This is a genomic window from Arminella tubonensis (assembly GCF_003240585.1).
Lineage (GTDB): Bacteria > Pseudomonadota > Alphaproteobacteria > Rhizobiales > Rhizobiaceae > Rhizobium > Rhizobium tubonense.
Map to the genome: position 1 here is coordinate 42,189 of NZ_PCDP01000051.1, position 18,236 is coordinate 60,424.

The following is an 18,236-nucleotide window of genomic DNA, read 5'->3' on the forward strand; positions in this document are numbered from 1 at the left end:
GGAGATGAATGCGTTTCAACAACTACGCAGGCAGCACAGTCGAACCCATCAACGCTTCATCTATGGCACGGGCCGCCTGGCGGCCTTCGCGGATCGCCCAGACCACCAGCGACTGGCCGCGGCGAACGTCGCCGGCGGTCCAGAGCTTGTCGACCGAGGTCTTGTAGTCCTTGTCGTTGGCGACGACGTTGGTCGAGCCACGCTTGTCGGTGTTGACGGTCAATTTGCCTTCGAGTTCCTTCAGAACACTGTCTGCAAACGGACCGCGGAAGCCGATGGCGATGAAGGCGAGATCGGCACGGATGACGAATTCGGTGCCGGCGACAGGGCGCCGGCGCTCGTCGACTTCACAGCACTTCACCCCGGTCAACACACCGTCTTCACCGACGAATTCAAGCGTCGCAACCTGAAACTCGCGCACGGCGCCTTCTGCCTGCGAGGACGAGGTACGCATCTTGGTTGCCCAGAACGGCCAGACGGCGAGCTTGTCTTCCTTTTCCGGCGGCTGAGGACGAATGTCCAGCTGCGTAACCTTGACCGCACCCTGGCGGAAGGCTGTGCCAACGCAGTCCGAAGCTGTATCGCCACCGCCGACGACGACGACATGCTTGCCGCCGGCGATGATCGGATCCGAAGGCCAGCCGACGCTATCGATGTTTTCGCGGCCGATCCGGCGGTTCTGCTGCACCAGGTATGGCATCGCGTCATGGACACCAAAGAGGTCGATGCCGGGAATTCCCGCCTCGCGCGGCGTTTCCGAGCCGCCGCAATAAAGCACTGCATCGTGTTCGGCGAGCAGTTGCTCGATCGGCATATCCACGCCGACATTGACGCCGCAATGGAAGGTGACACCTTCGCCCTTCATCTGCTCGACGCGGCGGTCGATGAAGTTCTTCTCCATCTTGAAGTCCGGAATGCCGTAGCGCAGCAACCCGCCTGCCTTCGATTCGCGCTCATAGAGATGGACCTCATGGCCAGCACGGCCAAGCTGCTGGGCGGCGGCAAGGCCAGCCGGACCAGAACCGATGACTGCGACCTTTTTGCCGGTGTGTATTGTCGCCGGCTCGGGCCGGATAAAGCCCAGCTCGTAGGCCTTGTCGGCAATCGCCTGTTCGACCGTCTTGATGGCGACGGGCGCATCCTCAAGGTTCAGCGTGCACGCTTCCTCGCACGGCGCGGGGCAGACGCGGCCCGTGAACTCCGGGAAATTGTTGGTCGAATGCAGGTTGCGGATCGCCTCTTCCCAGTTGTTGTTGTAGACGAGGTCGTTCCAGTCCGGGATCTGGTTATGCACCGGGCAACCGGTCGGGCCATGGCAATAGGGGATGCCACAGTCCATGCAGCGCGCGGCCTGTTTCTGCACTTCCGGGTCCGACATCGGGATCGTGAATTCGCGGAAATGACGGATACGATCAGACGCCGGCTGATACTTGCCGACCTGCCGGTCAATTTCCAGAAAACCTGTAACCTTACCCATACTGCTGTCTTCCCTTGCCCTCATGACCGCCTCTCAGAGCAGCCAGTTTTCTACCTTCAATCCCGGCACGCGGGAGAATTCTCTTTCGTTATCCGTCACCAGAACGGCGTCCAGCGCGAGCGCATGCGCCGCAATCCAAAGGTCGTTCTGACCAATGTTCTTCCCCTGTCTCAGCGCCAATCGCACCTCACCGTAACGCTGATCGCTCGGCATATGGAGCGGAGCCACATAGAGCCGCCGCGTGACCGCCGAAACCTTTTTCGACAAAGCTTCCGACCCGTTCTTCTTGACGCCGTACCAGATCTCCCCGTGGGTAATGATACTGATAAAGACGTTCTCCTCGCCTACCTCGATCAATCTCTCGAGCACTTTGCCATGCGGATCGCGCACCATCGCCGAAACAATATTCGTGTCGAGCATGAAGCTTGTCACAGATCGATCTCCCGCAACGGGCCGACATCGTCGTCACCGGTCACGAAATCGTCTCCATCCCACGCTTCGGCCCGCTTCAGATAATCAATCAATCCAGCCGTGACCGCGGTCCTCATCAGGATTGATCCATCCGGCTGCCGAACGAGCACAGCCTTGTTGCCTTCGAGCTCAAACTCCTTTGGTATACGGACTGCACGACTGCGACCATTCTTGAAAACGCTGACGGTCACGTCACCGCTCTCTTGCGAACCCTTTACATGCTCGTTCATTGCCAACCTCCATCGCTGCCATATGCCGTCAGCATATCACAGCGATGGCACCCAGCAAAATCATTCCGCCGCCACGCCCATTCGGCTGCGCTCCATCTCCTCCAGTGCACGACGGTATTCGACCGGCATGACCTTGCGGAACTTGGGGCGGTACTCGGTCCAGGCGGCGAGGATAGCCTCGGCGCGCGTCGAGCCGGTGTAGTGGAAGTGGTTCGAGATTAGCTGGTATAGCCGCTCCTCGTCGTGGCGCGTCATGTCGCCGGAGACGTCGACGCGTCCCTTGTGCATGAGGTCGCCGCCGTGATGATGCAGCTTTTCCAGCATGTCGTCTTCTTCCGGAACCGGTTCCAGCTCGACCATTGCCATGTTGCAGCGCTTGGCAAAATCGCCGGTCTCGTCAAGAACGTAGGCCACGCCACCGGACATCCCCGCCGCGAAGTTCCGTCCCGTCTCGCCGAGCACGACGACGACGCCACCGGTCATGTATTCGCAACCATGATCGCCCACGCCTTCGACGACCGCGATGGCACCGGAGTTGCGAACAGCGAAGCGCTCTCCCGCGATCCCACGGAAATAGCATTCGCCCTCGGTAGCGCCATAGAGCACGGTGTTGCCGACGATGATCGACTCCTCGGCAAGAATGCGCGAGTTCTCAGGCGGACGAACGATGATCCGGCCGCCGGAAAGGCCCTTGCCGACATAGTCGTTGCCGTCGCCGATCAGCTTGAAGGTGATGCCCCGGGCTAGGAACGCGCCGAACGACTGCCCGGCCGTGCCCCGTAGCGTCACGCTGATCGTATCGTCCTTCAAGCCCTTGTGACGATAGCGCTTGGCAACTTCGCCCGACAGCATCGCGCCGGCCGAACGGTCGACGTTTTTGATGCCGACCTCGAAGGCAACCGGCATCTTGGATGTCAAAGCCGGCATTGCCTGCTCGATCAGCTTGCGGTCGAGGATGTCGTCGATCGGATGCTTCTGCCGCGAAGTCCAGTAGGTAGCCTCCTTCGGCGCCTCGACCTTGTGGAAGATGCGCGAGAAATCAAGCCCGTTCGCCTTCCAGTGCGAAAGCATCTCGTTCTTCTCAAGCAATTCGGACGCACCGATGATGTCATCGAGCTTCGCCACCCCGAGGGAGGCGAGGATCTCGCGAACCTCTTCAGCAACGAAGAAGAAGTAGTTGATGACATGCTCCGGAGCACCCTTGAAGCGCTTGCGAAGGACCGGGTCCTGCGTCGCGACGCCCACCGGACAGGTGTTGAGATGGCACTTGCGCATCATGATGCAGCCAGCCGCGATCAGCGGAGCCGTCGCGAAACCGAACTCGTCCGCACCAAGCATCGCGCCGATGATAACGTCGCGCCCGGTCTTCAGGCCGCCGTCGACCTGGAGTGCTACCCGCGAGCGCAAGCCGTTGAGGACCAGCGTCTGCTGGGTCTCGGCGAGACCGATTTCCCAGGGGCTGCCGGCATGCTTCAGCGAGGTCAGCGGCGATGCACCGGTGCCGCCGTCGAAGCCGGAGATTGTGATGTGGTCGGCGCGCGCCTTCGCAACGCCGGCGGCAACCGTGCCGACGCCGACTTCCGAGACCAGCTTGACCGATACATCGGCTTCCGGATTGACGTTCTTCAGGTCGTAGATCAGCTGCGCCAGATCTTCGATCGAGTAGATGTCATGGTGTGGCGGCGGTGAAATCAGGCCGACGCCAGGGGTCGAATGCCGGGTCTTGGCGACAGTCGCATCGACCTTGTGGCCAGGCAACTGGCCACCCTCGCCGGGCTTGGCACCCTGCGCCACCTTGATCTGCAGCATATCGGCATTGACGAGATATTCGGCAGTGACGCCGAAGCGACCGGAGGCGATCTGCTTGATCGCCGAGCGTTCCGGGTTGGCCGAGCCATCGCGCAGCGGAAAGTAACGGTCGGATTCCTCGCCGCCCTCGCCGGTGTTCGACTTTCCGCCGATGCGGTTCATGGCGATGGCGAGCGTCGTATGCGCCTCTCTCGAGATCGAGCCGAACGACATGGCGCCCGTCGAGAAACGCTTGACGATGTCGACGGCCGGTTCGACTTCGTCGATCGAGATCGGCTTGCGGCCAACCGCTTCGGCACCCTTGATCGTGAACAGGCCGCGGATGGTGTTCATCCTGAGGTCCGACTGGTTCACCATTTCCGCGAACTCGCGGTAGCGATCCTCGGCATTGCCGCGCACGGCATGCTGCAGGGAAGCGATGGCATCCGGCGTCCACGCATGGGCCTCGCCGCGCATACGGTAGGCATATTCGCCGCCGATATCGAGCGTGGTCGCAAGGATAGGATCCTTGCCGAATGCCGAGCTGTGACGCGCGACGGTTTCCCTGGCGATCGCGTCAAGGCCGACGCCTTCGATCATCGTCGCCGTGCCGAAGAAATACTTGTCGACCAGCTCGGACTGCAGCCCGATGGCATCGAAGATCTGCCCGCCGCAATAGGACTGGTAGGTCGAGATCCCCATCTTCGACATCACCTTGAGGATGCCCTTGCCGACAGCCTTGATATAGCGCGAAACGATTTCGTAGGCGTCGACTTCCTTCGGAAATTCGCCCTTCGCATGCATGTCGAGCAGCGTATCGAAGGCGAGATAGGGGTTGATCGCCTCGGCACCATAGCCGGCCAACAGGCAGAAATGATGAACTTCGCGCGGCTCGCCGGTCTCGACGACAAGGCCGACCGAGGTCCTAAGCCCCTTGCGGATCAAATGATGGTGCACGGCAGCCGTCGCCAGCAGCGCCGGGATCGCAATGCGGTCCGGCCCCATCTGGCGATCCGAGAGCACGATGATGTTGTAGCCGCCCTTGACCGCTGCCTCCGCGCGCTCGCACAGACGATCGAGCATCTCGGGCATGCCTTCGGCCCCACGCTCCACGTCATAGGTGAAGTCGAGCGTCTTGGTGTCGAAACGATCTTCCGTGTGGCCGATCGAGCGGATCTTTTCGAGATCGCCATTGGTAAGGATCGGCTGACGGACTTCGAGGCGCTTGGCCTTGGCAGCGCCCTCATGGTCGAGCAGGTTCGGCCGCGGGCCGATGAACGAGACAAGGCTCATGACAAGCTCCTCGCGGATCGGATCGATCGGCGGGTTCGTCACCTGCGCAAAGTTCTGCTTGAAATAGGTGTAGAGCAGCTTCGACTTGCTGGACATCGCCGAGATCGGCGTATCCGTCCCCATCGAGCCGATCGCTTCCTGGCCCGTCGTCGCCATCGGCGACATCAGTATCTTGGTGTCCTCTAGCGTATAGCCGAACGCCTGCTGCCGATCGAGCAGCGACACGTCACGACGCAACGCCCGCGGCTCTACGGGCTTCAGCTCTTCTAGAATGAGCTGCGTGCGGTCGAGCCACTTGCGGTAGGGATGCTTGGTGGCAAGCTCCGACTTCACCTCGTCGTCGGAAACGATGCGGCCCTTTTCCATGTCGATCAGAAGCATCTTGCCCGGCTGCAGGCGCCACTTCTGGATGATGCTCTCTTCAGGCACGGGCAGCACGCCGGCTTCCGACGCCATGATGACGCGGTCGTCGTTGGTGACGAGATAGCGGGCCGGACGCAGGCCGTTGCGGTCCAACGTCGCGCCGATCTGCTTGCCATCGGTGAAGGCCACAGCTGCTGGACCGTCCCACGGCTCCATCAGCGCAGCGTGATATTCGTAGAACGCCTTGCGGTCAGGCGCCATCGACTGGTTGCCGGCCCAGGCCTCAGGGATCAGCATCATGACGGCATGCGCCATGGAATAGCCGCCGCGCACGAGGAATTCGAGCGCGTTGTCGAAGCAGGCCGTATCCGACTGGCCTTCATAGGAGATCGGCCACAGCTTGGAGATGTCGTCGCCGAACAGGGGCGATGAGACCGAAGCCTGACGGGCAGCCATCCAGTTGACGTTGCCGCGCAGCGTGTTGATTTCGCCGTTGTGGGCGACCATCCGGTAAGGATGCGCCAGCTTCCACGACGGGAAGGTGTTGGTCGAGAACCGCTGGTGCACGAGGCAGACGGCGGACTCGAAGCGTGGGTCCGACAGGTCCTTGTAGTAGGCACCGACCTGATACGCCAGGAACATGCCCTTGTAGACGATGGTCTTGCTGGAAAGCGAGACCGGATAGAAGCCGCTCTCCTCGCCTTCATACTCCGCGTAGATGCGGTTGGAGATCACCTTGCGCAGCGTGAAAAGCCGGCGCTCGAACTCGTCATGGCTGTCGGCGTCACGGCCGATGCCGATGAACACCTGCACGTGATGAGGCTCGGTCGCAGCGATATCGGGAGCCTTCGACAGCGAGGAATTGTCGACCGGCACGTCGCGGAAACCCAGGAAAACCTGTCCTTCCTCGGCGATCACGTCCTCAACGGTCTTCTTGAAATGTTCGATCAGGGCCGGGTCCTGAGGCAGGAAGAAGTGGCCGACGCCATACTCTCCAACAGCTGGCAGCACGACGTCCTGCTTCGCCATTTCCTCGCGGAAAAACCGGTCGGGAATCTGCACGAGGATACCGGCGCCATCGCCCATGAGCGGATCGGCGCCGACGGCGCCGCGATGCGTCAGGTTCTCAAGGATGAACAGCCCGTCGCGCACGATCTGATGGGACTTCTGGCCCTTCATATGCGCGACAAAGCCGACGCCGCAGGCATCATGCTCGTTGCGCGGGTCGTAGAGGCCCTGTTTGCGCGGAAGACCTGACGCGAATTTGGGTGTGTTGGCCATAGCTTCGGCATTCGCCGCGCTGGCCTGACCCAATATCGTGGATGGCGTCTTGTTCGTCATCGTCTTCCCTCCAGTGAAACCCGCGTCGCGGGCGACCTCTCGTCCCGCGTCTACCCCATATTAGGTTCGACGCGCGACAACGCTGTTGCATTTTAAAGATCCGGCCGCAGACCATTGCTTGAGCGAAGCAAGTCAGTCAGCGTTCCGCGCCTGCTGTCGTCTCCGCCGCGCAGCCCTCGGGCGCGCTCTGGAAAACTATAACGTGAAATCCCGGCATCGCTAGGATTTTTGGCGCCTCTTCGGCCTCAAAGACCAAAATAGGACAGCAACCCTGTCCTAATTCATCAGTTCTATGCCAGAAAGTGCGTGCTTAGGCAAGAGCGTCAAATGAAAATTTCGACGGAAGATTGCCGCTGGCCCTATCTTCGCGAAAGAAAATTTCCTTTAGGGCTATAATTTTGTTGCTAGCTTGCGTAATGCGAGATTGAAGGTGCGGTCGGCCCGCATCGAGGTTGATCGCGTCGGCCTTTTCCGTACTGTCTCGCCGACCCCGAAATCACCTCTTTCAATGCGCGGTACATTTCATGTTCTTTGCTTCCGACAACTGGGCCGGTGCCCACCCCAAGATCGCCGAACGTCTGATGAAAGAGTCCGGCGGCTTTGCCGCAGCTTATGGCACGAGCGATCTCGACCTGAAGGTTGAAGCGCGATTTTCCGAAATCTTCGAGCGCGAGGTATCGGTCTTCTTCGTCGCCACCGGCACGGCGGCCAATTCGCTCGCCCTCGCCAGCGTCCAGCGCCCCGGCGGCATCACCTTCTGCCATTCGGAAGCGCATGTGATCGAGGACGAATGCGGCGCGCCTGAATTCTTCAGCGACTCCGCCCGGTTGGCGCCTGTCGACGGTGCCGGCGGCAAGATCGATCCGAAGGCCCTCGCCGCCAAAGTCGCCCGCTTTCCCGAGGACGCCGTGCACCACGGCCGCGCCACCGCGGTTACCATCACCCAGGCAACCGAAATCGGCACGGTGTACTCACTCTCCGAGATCGACGCGATTGCCGCCATCTGCAAGCAAGGCTCGCTTCCGCTCCACATGGACGGCGCCCGCTTCGCCAATGCGCTCGTGGCGCTCGATGCGACCCCTGCCGAAATGACCTGGAAGCGCGGCGTCGATATCCTCTCTTTCGGCGGTACCAAAAACGGTTGTTGGTGCGCCGAGGCCATCGTCTTCTTCGATCCTGAGAAGGCGAAGGAAATGCACTTCATGCGCAAGCGCGCCGCCCAGCTGTTTTCGAAATCGCGCTTTATCGCAGCCCAGTTCGACGGTTATTTCGAGAATGACCTCTGGCTTGACCTCGCCCGCCACTCCAACCATATGGCCGACCGCCTGCGCGCCGGCATCGAAAGCGCACCCACTGCCAAGCTCGCCTGGCCGACCGCATCCAACGAAGTCTTCGCCGTCGTCGGAAAACCGGCCATCGAGAAAGCGCGGGACAACGGCGCAAAATTCTACGACTGGCCAATTCCGGAATCCAACCAGAGCCTCGTTGGCGAAAACGAAGGCCTCATCCGGCTGGTCACCAGCTTCGCGACGACGGCGGCGGATGTGGAGGAGTTTCTGGGGTGTCTGGCTTAGGCGATAAGCCCCGGTCCTCATGGTGAGGTGAGATGCTGCCGAAGCGAAGGCGGAGGTAGCGGGCCTCGAACCACGAGGCCCGGCCCCGGGGTTCGTGGTTGTCACAAAGCCGCTAATTTCGGTGCAAGCGCCCTCGCCCTTCGAGGCAACTCTGCGAATTGCACCTCAGGATGAGGGCTTAACGTCCAGCCCGATTTTTCAATCGCCATTGACAACGGGGTGGCTCCGCGCCCTTTGGATGCTCTCCATCAATTCCGGCAAAGCCTCGGCAAATGGCCTGGCTTGCGCAAGATCTAAGTCTGTAGCCTCACCGTCATCGGGATCGGAAGCAATCTGCTTTTGGACTTCGGCTTCCTCGGCATCATCAAGCCCGCGATGTTCATCGAAAATACGGTTCATAAATTGCTCCTTTCTTCTCGACCGGCCTCCTTCAACCAGCCCGTAAACTCCTGACCTTCGCCAAAATATCCTCTGACAATGCGCTGACCAACAGCTGATCAGCCCCTTTCCGCGGCACGAGCACGAACTCAACGTCCTCAAGCAGCGGCAGCCAGCCCGGAGCGATCTCGGTAAGTCCTGACGGCGCCATGCTGCGCGGCTGAACCAGCACGCCCATTCCGGCGCGTGCGGCCGCTGTTAGACCGCTCAAGCTGCCACAGGTGCAGACGATCCGCCACGGCACCTGCTGGCGGCGCAGCGCCTCCAGCGCCACGGCGCGGGTAACGCTCGGCGCAGGAAACGCGATCAGCGGCAAAGGTGCCGTTGAAGCCCGGATTCGCTCAGGATCACGCGCCAGCCAGATCAAGGGTTCGCGATAGACCAACCGCCCTCTGACATCGCCGAGCCGTCGCTTGGCGAGAACAAGGTCGAGCTCGCCATTGTCCTGCATCTCGTAAAGCCCGCCGCTGAGCGCCACCGTCAGTTCGAGATCGACGGAGGGATGCGAGCGTACGAACTCCTCGAGCACGGCCGGCAGCTGGCTGGTGACGAAGTCTTCGGAGACGCCGAGCCTGAGGCTGCCGCGAAGGCTATTGTCGGCAAAGAGCGACTGCACCTGCCCCTGGATCGACAGCATTGTTCGGGCATGGCCGAGCAGCGCCTCACCGTCGCCGGTCAGAACCACGCGGTGCGTATCCCGCGCCAAAAGCTTCCGCCCCAGCGCGGCTTCCAATCGTTGAATATGCTGGCTGACAGTCGATTGCCCCAGGCCCAGCCGCTCGGCCGCCAGCGTGAAGCTCCCCATTTGTTCGACAGCGACGAAACTCTGCAACTGGGTCAGGTCGAGCATGGCAATCCCATTTCATGATAACTGTTATTCCTTGCATCGTGGATCGCGATGAGGCAATCAGCAAGGAGAATTTTTCGACGGGATTGGCAACATGCGCCGCTTTCTACCTGACACCTTTACCATTCTGCTCGTGTTGACCGTTCTGACGGCATCCTTGTTACCCGTGCATGGTGCTGCCGCCGGCTACTTTGGAATAGCGACCGACATTGCCATCGGCCTGCTGTTTTTCCTGCACGGTGCCCGCCTGTCGCGCGAGGTGGTGATATCAGGTGCGCTGCATTGGCGGCTTCACCTCGCCATCCTTCTGACGACCTTCGGTCTCTTTCCTCTGCTCGGTCTCGCCATGGGCGCCCTGGTGCCGACCGTGCTGCCACAGGCGCTCTATACCGGAATTCTCTTCCTCTGCGTCCTGCCCTCGACCGTGCAGTCGTCGATCGCGTTCACGTCGATTGCCGGCGGCAACGTACCAGCGGCGATCTGCTCGGCGTCGGCATCGAATATCTTCGGCATGTTCCTGACCCCGCTTCTGGTCGGCCTGCTCTTTTCCGTCGGCGGCCATGGTGGCGGATTCTCGTGGACTGTGCTGGAGCAGATCATGCTGCAGCTCCTTGCCCCCTTTATTGCCGGCCAATTGCTGCAGCCGTGGATAGGAAACTGGATCCGCTCGAAGAAGAAGATCCTGATGCCGGTCGATCGCGGCTCGATCCTGATGGTCGTCTATTCCGCATTTAGCGCCTCGGTCGTCGAAGGCTTGTGGCACACATTCTCGATCGCCGACATCGCCGCCGTCATCGTCGCCGACATGCTTCTGCTGGCGCTGGTCCTCTGCATCACCATGTTCGGCAGCCGCTGGCTCGGCTTTTCCCGGGCGGACGAGATCACCATCACCTTCTGCGGCTCGAAGAAGAGCCTCGCCAGCGGCGTACCGATGGCAAGCGTCATATTCGCCGGGCAGGGCATTGGCGCGATCGTGTTGCCGCTTATGCTGTTCCACCAGATTCAACTCATGGCCTGCGCCGTCATCGCGCAGAAATATGCGGACGCTGCCCACCGCGCGTCAGCCCGCAGCGTCGCAGAAGCCGAACGTCTGCAGGAAGAAGCCGAGGCCATCAGCCCCACCTGAACCAACCCAGCTTCGAACATAAAAAAAGCGGCGCCTTGCGAGCGCCGCTCTTTCAGTCTTCAGTCCTGGGAGGGATTAGTTGACGTGGGCTTCGATTGCCTTCGGTGCCTCAACGGGCTCGGCGGCGATGGCAATCTTGCGGGGCTTCATGGCTTCCGGAATGTTGCGCAGCAGGTCGATGTGCAGCAGGCCATTCTTCAGCGATGCAGCCTGAACCTCGACGTGATCGGCAAGCTGGAAGCGGCGCTCGAATGCGCGCTTTGCGATGCCGCGATAGAGGTATTCGCCGGTCTCGGCGGGCTCTTCGCTCTTCTCACCCTTGACGGTCAGGACATGGGCATGAGCTTCGAGGCTGAGTTCCGTCTCGTCAAAGCCAGCGACCGCCATGGTGATGCGATAGGTGGTCTCGCCGGTCCGCTCGATATTGTAGGGCGGGTAAGTCTGTGCCTGGTCCGGCTGGGCCAAGCTGTCGAGCATGGTGAAGAGACGGTCGAAACCGACGGTGGAACGATAAAGGGGGGAAAAGTCAACGTGGCGCATGGTGTCCTCCTGTGAGCGACGATTGCGGTTAAGTTGCCCCGAAGCCCCGTTTTGGCGGCTTCTAGGCGGTTCAACGGACCCTTTCGGCGTCCGTGAAATGAAGATGGGAATGGCCGAGAGCGAGTTCAAGACCCTGCTAATTTCGTGTTGAAAACCAGCTGAACGGCGGATGAATGCCCAGTTCGGCATGCGTTCAGGCTTCAGACCGTATCGATAAGGACACCGGATGGATGACTGTCCGTGACTGAAGTGTATCGTCCCTTCTTCTTCAGTCATTGCTCGGCCGGCCCTGCGGGCTCCTCAAAATCCCCGCACCGCCGGCCCTTTTTTCTTTTGATTTCTATCCCTCATGCGCTATCCCGATCTGGAGAAGCATTGCAGCAGCGAGGCAGAAGCCGCCATGGAGCAGATCCTCTTCTCGACGCCTGATAATCCGGTTCCCGATAACCGGACCGAAGGCTATTTCGAGACCCATGATGGGCACAAGTTGCGCTACGTCGTCTTCCGCTGCAAACAGCCGGTCGCCAAGGGTACCGTGGTTATCCTCCAGGGGCGAAACGAGTTCATCGAGAAGTATTTCGAGACAGTCCGCGATCTCACCGCAAAGGGGCTGTGGGTCGCGACCTTCGACCTGCGCGGACAGGGAGGATCGGCGCGCATGCACAAGGATGCAAGCCGCGGCCACGTCCGCCGCTTTTCCGACTACGAGCGGGATCTGACCAGCTTTCTCGACCAGATCGTTCTCCCCGACACCCGCCTGCCCTTCTACCTCTTGGGGCATTCGACCGGCGGTCTCATTGCGCTTTCGGCAGCGCCGCGACTTTCGAGCCGCATCGAGCGCATGGTGTTGTCGGCGCCATTCGTCGGCCTCACCGGCCATGGTGCCTCGCCGCGCATGATCCGCCTGCTGGCGGGCACCGCCTGCGCTGTCGGCCTCGGCTCCATGCAACTCACCAGGAAATTCAAGGCGCTGCCGTTCGAGCAGAACCCGCTGACATCGGATGAAGCCCGCTATCAGCGCAACACTGACGTCGCCACCGCTTTTCCGCAGCTTTTCCTCGGGCCGCCCACCGCGCGCTGGCTCTCGGAAGCCTTCAAGACGATCAGGCGCGTTTCCGAGCCGGAGCACCTGTTCTCGATCGCCATTCCGACGATCCTCATCGCGCCGACCCGCGACGGGGTCGTGCCCTATGCCAACCAGGAACGGTTGTCGCGTTATTTCCGCGCCGCCCAGCTTGTCCCCATTCCAGGTGCCAAGCACGAGCTGTTTCAGGAAAAGGACGTCTATCGCGCCGCAGCCCTTGCCGCCATCCACTCCTTCATTCCCGGCAGCGACGCGGAAGCGAGCAACGAAGTGGTCAGCGTCGGAATATGAGGTGGCCAGGCCCAGCGCCTAGCGCGACAGGATCGCCAGTGCCTGCTCATGCACCGCGCGGCTGCCGGCAGCGATAATCGAACCACCCTGTTCGGGCCGGCCGCCGTCCCAGGTGGTGATGATGCCGCCTGCCTGTTCTATGACGGGAATGATGCCGCCGACGTCATAAGGCTTCAGCACATTCTCGACCACGAGGTCGACATGGCCCGCGGCAAGCAGCGCATAGGCATAGCAATCCGTGCCATAGCGGAAAAGCCGCACCTGATTTTCGATTTCGCGGTATTTCGTCATCTCGTCGCCGACAAACAGGTGTGGCGAAGTGGTGAAGAGAATGGCATTGGCAAGCGTGCCGCAATCCCGGACCTTCAGCCGTTTTTCTCCGCCTGGCCCTGTGTAGGTCGATGTCTTGCCGTCCGCGAAATAGCGCTCGCCGGTGAACGGCTGGTCGATCAGCCCCATCACAGCGCGGCCTTTTGTCTGCAGACCGATGAGGGTCCCCCAGACGGGTACGCCTGAAATGAAGGCGCGCGTACCGTCGATCGGATCGATGACCCAGACATGCTCGCGATCGAGACCGACATTGCCGAATTCCTCGCCGAGAATGCCGTGGTCGGGAAACTGTTCTTCGATCAGGGCTCGGATCGCTGCCTCGGCGGCGCGATCACCCTCGGTCACCGGATCGAACCCGCCGGCTTCCTTGTTGACCACATCCAGACCAGAACGAAAGCGGGGAAGGGTCTCTGCCTTGGCCGCTTCGGCAAGGCGGAAGAAGAAGGAACGGTCAGGAAGCATGGTCAATCCGATCAATGGCTGGACGGCGATGTCTTAGCTCAAAACCCAACGAATGCAAATGGATGAGGCAAAAATGCGCCAAATGCACAATAATTGTGCAGCACAATAATATGCTTGACATTTGTGCAGCGCAATATTAGATTCGGCATACAGTCTTTGACTGTAAATACCCTCCTTGGGTGTTTCCTCCCTAGACTTAACCGCGCCAAAAGCGCGGTTCTTTTTTGGAGTGACCTCTCGGAGGCATTACGCTGGCCTATTCGGCCGCAAGCGCCGTATCGCCGGCGAATTTCTCGACATAATCTGCCATCTGCCGCATGAAGGCGGTAATGGCCCCGGCAACGACGTCGAAATCGGGGCGCTTCTGCAGCGTCGCTTCATCGATGTAGAGCGAACGGTTGACCTCGATCTGCAGCGCATGCAGTCCGCGCGCAGGCCGACCGTAATGCTCGGTGATGAAGCCGCCGGCATAGGGCTTGTTGCGCACTGCCGTGAAACCCATCTCCTCGAGAATATGCATGGCAAAGCGCGAAAGGTCGGTCGACGCGCTGGTTCCGTAACGATCGCCGATGATGAAATCCGGCCGGATATTGCTGCCGCTCACGCGAATATTGCCTGGCATCGAATGACAGTCGATCAGCACCCCGAACCCGAATTTCACGTGAGTGCGGGCGATCAGACCCCGCAGCGCCGCATGATAGGGTTTGTAAATCTCGTCGATCCGCTTCAGCGCGTCCTCGACCGGGACCCTGCGCGCATAGATTTCCATATTCTCGGCGACGATGCGCGGGATGGTTCCCAAGCCGCCGGCGACGCGAATCGAATTGATGTTGGCATAGGCCGGAAGAGCGCCATCAAACATGCGTGGATCGAGCTCGTAGGGCTCGCGATTGACGTCGATATAGGCGCGGGGGAAATTGGCGAAAAGAAGCGGCGCGCCAAGATCGGCCGCCGCCGAAAAAAGCTCATCGACATAGTGGTCCTCGGAGCGCCGGATAGCCGCCCCTTCGAGCCTGGATTGAGCAATGAAATCAGGCGGATAAACACGACCGCTATGAGGTGAGCTGTAGACGAATGGGATGGTCTGCGAAAGGGGCTCCAGTATCTCGAATATCTCGAAGGTGCGCATTTCCCCAGGCATCTCAGTCTTTACCATGTCAACAACTTATCGCAGTTGCCATGTTGCCAGTTGCTCGCCCGCAAGTCCATACTGCGCATCTACTGAAATGCGGGCCGTTGACACCAACATTCATCGCTTGTTTACGGGCAACGCCTAACGTGAACGGCTAAAGAGCCGCGAGAGAAAACTTTGATTGACGGTCCGGTTATGACTCAGAAAATTCTACTTGCCGAAGATGACAACGACATGCGTCGCTTCCTGGTAAAGGCCCTCGAAAAAGCTGGCTACAAGGTTTCATCCTTCGACAACGGAGCGAGCGCCTACGACCGGCTGCGCGAGGAACCGTTCTCGCTGTTGCTGACGGACATCGTCATGCCCGAAATGGACGGCATCGAGCTGGCGCGCCGCGCCACCGAGCTCGACCCCGATCTGAAGGTCATGTTCATCACCGGTTTTGCCGCCGTCGCGCTCAATCCCGATTCGAAAGCGCCGAAGGATGCCAAGGTCCTGTCCAAGCCTTTCCACCTTCGCGAACTGGTCGACGAGGTCAACAAGCTCCTTGCCGCATAAGGGCTGCAAGCGGCGCTTTCACAAAACCGAAATTAGCCTATTGACGGCGTAAAGGTTTTTTGATCTATGCGCCGCCATCGGATGGGCGTGTAGCTCAGCGGGAGAGCACTACGTTGACATCGTAGGGGTCACAGGTTCAATCCCTGTCACGCCCACCATCCTTTTCAAGGGCTTAGCGAGAAATCGGTGAGCCCTTTCTGATTCCGGCCACATCGGCAGCGATCGAGCGCCTTCTGCCAGCTGGAACTTCCGGGTCCCGTTGCGCGTTGCCTGACCAGCAATCGCCGACATGTCCGCGCTGGGTCGGAGCTGCTCCCGGAGAAAACGTCGATGCCCGGACATCGCAAGCTGATCGTGGTTGAAGCGTTCGACCGGAACGAGAAAGGCGAACTCATTTCCGCCTCCGAACCGCGACGGATGCAGAGCGAGGCGGCGGCCATCTATCAGGCCCAGACACTTATCAATGATCACGACGGCGTCGTCGCATGGAGCCGTGAGGGACAACCCGGCATCGGCGAGGAGGGCCCGACGATCATCCTCTTCCAGTGTGGCGATATCCCTGAATTCGAATGAGAGAGAATAGTGAAGACATTCCCGGACGACATTGAAACGGCGCTCGCAGCGTTCATCGGCACGGCGCAGGTTGACCGCGACGAAGCGATTCGTCGTATCGTCGGCGACTGGCTGAGCGGTCACGGTTATCTCAGGGGGTCCGTATCGTCCGACGAAGGCGATATATCGGAGACGGTGCAATATCCCGAATTCATGGACGACGCCTCAGGTGGCGCCGGCGGCTAGGCAGCTTTCCAGTGCCTTTCGCCTATCCGAGGCAGACCTCTCCGTCCCGGCGAAGGACTGATGATCAGCGCAAGCACACTTGACACTTCGAAACGGGCTGTCACGCTACGGTAACAATCGTACGGGAGGACGAGATGACCATTGCCAAGAGACAGTTCTACAAGAACAAGAAGCCCCAGGGCGACGAGTACTGGTTTTATCTCGCCAAGGACACCGAGACCGGCGAAGTGTTCGTTATTCGCGAATTCGACTATCTGGTCGACGGCGGCAGCGAAAAGAAGATGACACTTTACGAGTTCCTGGCCGGCGGCGGCAACCGGCAGAATGCCCTGCTTGAACTGATTGGCACGCTCGTTCCCGATTGAGCGCTGGCGGAGCCCACGGCGTTTAAACGCTAGCGCTCCGCAAATCCGCCAAACTTGACGGAAATATGCGTCTTGCAACGCGCCGACCTGAGGCGGAGTTTCGCCGTGGGTAGGAAATCCCGGTCGACGCTCGCTTTCGGCCGGCAAAGATTGACGGCAGGTTGTTCATCGACGACCTTGCCGCAGAAAATTAGGAGCCAGCCCATGCGATTCGCAACCTTCACCCTTGGAATAAGCTTTGCCATCCTTGCATCGAGCGCAATGGCGCAGAATTTTCCAGGTGCGCCCGGCATTGCCGTCCTGAATGGAAAATGCGCGAAGCTGGTCGTCGGCAAGCTTGACGACTCGAAGAACTGCAAGGGCCAACTGGCAAGCGTGACGACGGCCGAGGGAGCCGTTACCTTTATTTTCTCTGCCAATGGAAAAATGCTTGGTTTCGAAGGTGACGGAACCGCAATCAAGCCTGCCTCGAACGGAAACGCCCGCATGCCGATCGCCATCGTCTCCTCCGGTGTCGGAGCCAAGATGACTGGCCAAGTCAAAGCTGCCGGCTTCTGCACATTCGGCAACCCCTACGCCGGCAAGCCGACCGTCGTCGAATGCACCGCCGAGACCAAGGGCTCGTCATTCACCGGTAGCTTCCGCACCAACGGCAAACCTCCTCAGCCGAAATAATCGGGCGATCTCCAGTCGGCCCGTGGAAACATCGTGCATGTTCCAGGCTTGCTGTTACTGTGGTGCAAACATTGCGCCCGGCTCACATGTTTGCGGAGACTTCTGCTGCAGAAAGCCGGGGCGTGGTGGACGGTCCCCAGATGATCGCTGCGCCCGGTCATCCCTGAGCCAACGGCGCCAAGGAACGACTGGATGCTCATTCGCTATGGCTACGACATAACAGTTACATGCACGCAGCCAACGCCGATGGTATGTCTCCTCGAAATCCGCAACGACCGCGATGCGGATATTCGCTCCCCCGAGCAGGTGGTGACAAACCCCACCGTCCCGACCACAACCTACAGCGATCTATTCGGAAATACCTGCCGCCGCTTCGTAGCGCCGTCAGGCGATTTCTCGATCTGGGGAGACGGCACCGTCGAAGACAGCGGCCTTGTCGATCCGATCGACTGGAGCGCCGGAGAGATAGCCATCGCCGAGCTGCCGGACGAGTGCCTCGTCTATTTGCTGGGAAGTCGCTACTGCGAAACCGACAGGCTGAGCCAGATTGCCTGGGACATGTTCGGTGAACTTGATCCCGGCTGGAACCGCGTCCAGGCGATCTGCAACTTCGTCAATCAACACATCACCTTCGGCTACCACAACGCCCGCTCGACACGCACCGCCTTCGAGGCCTATCAGGAGCGCATCGGCGTCTGCCGCGACTATGCGCACCTTGCAATAGCGCTGATCCGCTGCATGAACATTCCAGCGCGCTATATCAACGGCTATCTCGGCGACATCGGCGTCCCGATTCTCGACCCGATGGATTTCAGCGCCTGGATCGAAGTCTATATCGGAGGGCGCTGGATGACTTTCGATCCGCGCAACAACATTCCGCGCATCGGTCGCATCGTCGTTGCCCGCGGTCGCGATGCAGCCGACGTTCCACTCATCCATTCATTCGGTCCGCACGTGCTGAAATCGTTCAGGGTCTGGACCTACGACGTCACTGATATGCCAAGTCCCGCATCATTTCCCGACGAGCGGCCGATCGCCCCACAGTGAGTAGAG

18 protein-coding genes and 1 tRNA gene are annotated in these 18,236 nt (G+C 60.2%); 10 read left to right on the forward strand and 9 right to left on the reverse strand.

Going from position 1 to position 18,236, the window contains the following annotated elements:
• Window positions 1-22 precede the first annotated feature (22 nt).
• Genes CPY51_RS23605 through gltB form a run of 4 tightly spaced genes read right to left on the reverse strand, consistent with a single transcriptional unit; the run spans window position 23 to window position 6,963 of the window.
• Window positions 23-1,477, reverse strand: coding sequence for a glutamate synthase subunit beta (locus CPY51_RS23605; RefSeq protein WP_111162671.1), 1,455 nt, complete (start codon window positions 1,475-1,477; stop codon window positions 23-25).
• Window positions 1,478-1,510: 33 nt separating this feature from the next.
• Window positions 1,511-1,909, reverse strand: a complete 399-nt coding sequence (locus CPY51_RS23610; protein WP_244598768.1) for a type II toxin-antitoxin system VapC family toxin — start codon at window positions 1,907-1,909, stop codon at window positions 1,511-1,513.
• Window positions 1,906-2,178 (reverse strand): antitoxin, encoded by a 273-nt coding sequence (locus CPY51_RS23615; protein WP_111162672.1) that lies wholly within the window; start codon window positions 2,176-2,178, stop codon window positions 1,906-1,908. The genes CPY51_RS23610 and CPY51_RS23615 overlap by 4 nt, the downstream gene beginning before the upstream one ends.
• 60 nt (window positions 2,179-2,238) lie before the next feature.
• On the reverse strand, window positions 2,239-6,963 hold the full coding sequence (gltB, locus tag CPY51_RS23620; protein WP_111162673.1) for a glutamate synthase large subunit: 4,725 nt from the start codon (window positions 6,961-6,963) through the stop codon (window positions 2,239-2,241).
• A gap of 524 nt (window positions 6,964-7,487) precedes the next feature.
• On the opposite strand from gltB, the gene CPY51_RS23625 reads away from it, so the two are divergent.
• Window positions 7,488-8,537: a threonine aldolase family protein gene (locus tag CPY51_RS23625; RefSeq protein WP_111162674.1), complete on the forward strand. Its 1,050-nt coding sequence runs from the start codon at window positions 7,488-7,490 to the stop codon at window positions 8,535-8,537.
• A 198-nt stretch (window positions 8,538-8,735) separates the two neighbouring features.
• On the opposite strand, the gene CPY51_RS23630 is transcribed toward CPY51_RS23625, so the two are convergent.
• Together CPY51_RS23630 and CPY51_RS23635 are read right to left on the reverse strand one after the other, a co-directional pair.
• A complete protein-coding gene (locus CPY51_RS23630; RefSeq protein ID WP_111162675.1) occupies window positions 8,736-8,936 on the reverse strand; it encodes a hypothetical protein in 201 nt (66 codons plus the stop codon).
• A 31-nt stretch (window positions 8,937-8,967) separates the two neighbouring features.
• Complete coding sequence (locus CPY51_RS23635; RefSeq protein WP_111162676.1) at window positions 8,968-9,825, reverse strand: LysR family transcriptional regulator; 858 nt, start codon at window positions 9,823-9,825, stop codon at window positions 8,968-8,970.
• A 91-nt stretch (window positions 9,826-9,916) separates the two neighbouring features.
• Here CPY51_RS23635 and CPY51_RS23640 point away from each other — a divergent pair, with 91 nt between their 5' ends.
• On the forward strand, window positions 9,917-10,948 hold the full coding sequence (locus CPY51_RS23640) for a bile acid:sodium symporter family protein (protein WP_111162677.1): 1,032 nt from the start codon (window positions 9,917-9,919) through the stop codon (window positions 10,946-10,948).
• Window positions 10,949-11,023: 75 nt separating this feature from the next.
• On the opposite strand, the gene CPY51_RS23645 is transcribed toward CPY51_RS23640, so the two are convergent.
• Window positions 11,024-11,488, reverse strand: coding sequence for an Hsp20 family protein (locus tag CPY51_RS23645; RefSeq protein WP_111162678.1), 465 nt, complete (start codon window positions 11,486-11,488; stop codon window positions 11,024-11,026).
• A 400-nt stretch (window positions 11,489-11,888) separates the two neighbouring features.
• Here CPY51_RS23645 and CPY51_RS23650 point away from each other — a divergent pair, with 400 nt between their 5' ends.
• Window positions 11,889-12,863, forward strand: coding sequence for an alpha/beta fold hydrolase (locus CPY51_RS23650; RefSeq protein WP_111162697.1), 975 nt, complete (start codon window positions 11,889-11,891; stop codon window positions 12,861-12,863).
• A gap of 18 nt (window positions 12,864-12,881) precedes the next feature.
• On the opposite strand, the gene hisN is transcribed toward CPY51_RS23650, so the two are convergent.
• Window positions 12,882-13,655 carry a histidinol-phosphatase gene (hisN, locus tag CPY51_RS23655; RefSeq protein ID WP_111162679.1) on the reverse strand — a complete coding sequence of 258 codons (774 nt, stop codon included), beginning with the start codon at window positions 13,653-13,655 and terminating at the stop codon, window positions 12,882-12,884.
• A gap of 256 nt (window positions 13,656-13,911) precedes the next feature.
• A complete protein-coding gene (locus tag CPY51_RS23660) occupies window positions 13,912-14,811 on the reverse strand; it encodes an N-formylglutamate amidohydrolase (protein WP_420820731.1) in 900 nt (299 codons plus the stop codon).
• Window positions 14,812-14,982: 171 nt separating this feature from the next.
• On the opposite strand from CPY51_RS23660, the gene cpdR1 reads away from it, so the two are divergent.
• The 7 genes from cpdR1 to CPY51_RS23695 all read left to right on the forward strand — a co-directional run bounded on the left by cpdR1 (window position 14,983) and on the right by CPY51_RS23695 (window position 18,230).
• Window positions 14,983-15,345 (forward strand): response regulator CpdR1, encoded by a 363-nt coding sequence (gene cpdR1, locus CPY51_RS23665; RefSeq protein WP_111162680.1) that lies wholly within the window; start codon window positions 14,983-14,985, stop codon window positions 15,343-15,345.
• 83 nt (window positions 15,346-15,428) lie between these two features.
• Window positions 15,429-15,503, forward strand: a tRNA-Val gene (locus tag CPY51_RS23670).
• 172 nt (window positions 15,504-15,675) lie between these two features.
• Complete coding sequence (locus CPY51_RS23675) at window positions 15,676-15,918, forward strand: hypothetical protein (protein WP_111162681.1); 243 nt, start codon at window positions 15,676-15,678, stop codon at window positions 15,916-15,918.
• Between the two features lie 9 nt (window positions 15,919-15,927).
• The gene (locus tag CPY51_RS23680) at window positions 15,928-16,143 is read left to right on the forward strand and encodes a hypothetical protein (RefSeq protein WP_111162682.1); all 216 of its coding nucleotides are present in this window, start codon (window positions 15,928-15,930) and stop codon (window positions 16,141-16,143) included.
• 134 nt (window positions 16,144-16,277) lie between these two features.
• On the forward strand, window positions 16,278-16,508 hold the full coding sequence (locus CPY51_RS23685) for a hypothetical protein (RefSeq protein ID WP_111162683.1): 231 nt from the start codon (window positions 16,278-16,280) through the stop codon (window positions 16,506-16,508).
• Between the two features lie 204 nt (window positions 16,509-16,712).
• Entirely contained in the window at window positions 16,713-17,183 is a 471-nt protein-coding gene (locus CPY51_RS23690; protein ID WP_111162684.1) for a hypothetical protein, read from the forward strand.
• Between the two features lie 192 nt (window positions 17,184-17,375).
• Window positions 17,376-18,230 (forward strand): transglutaminase-like domain-containing protein, encoded by an 855-nt coding sequence (locus CPY51_RS23695; protein WP_111162685.1) that lies wholly within the window; start codon window positions 17,376-17,378, stop codon window positions 18,228-18,230.
• Window positions 18,231-18,236: the final 6 nt, after the last annotated feature.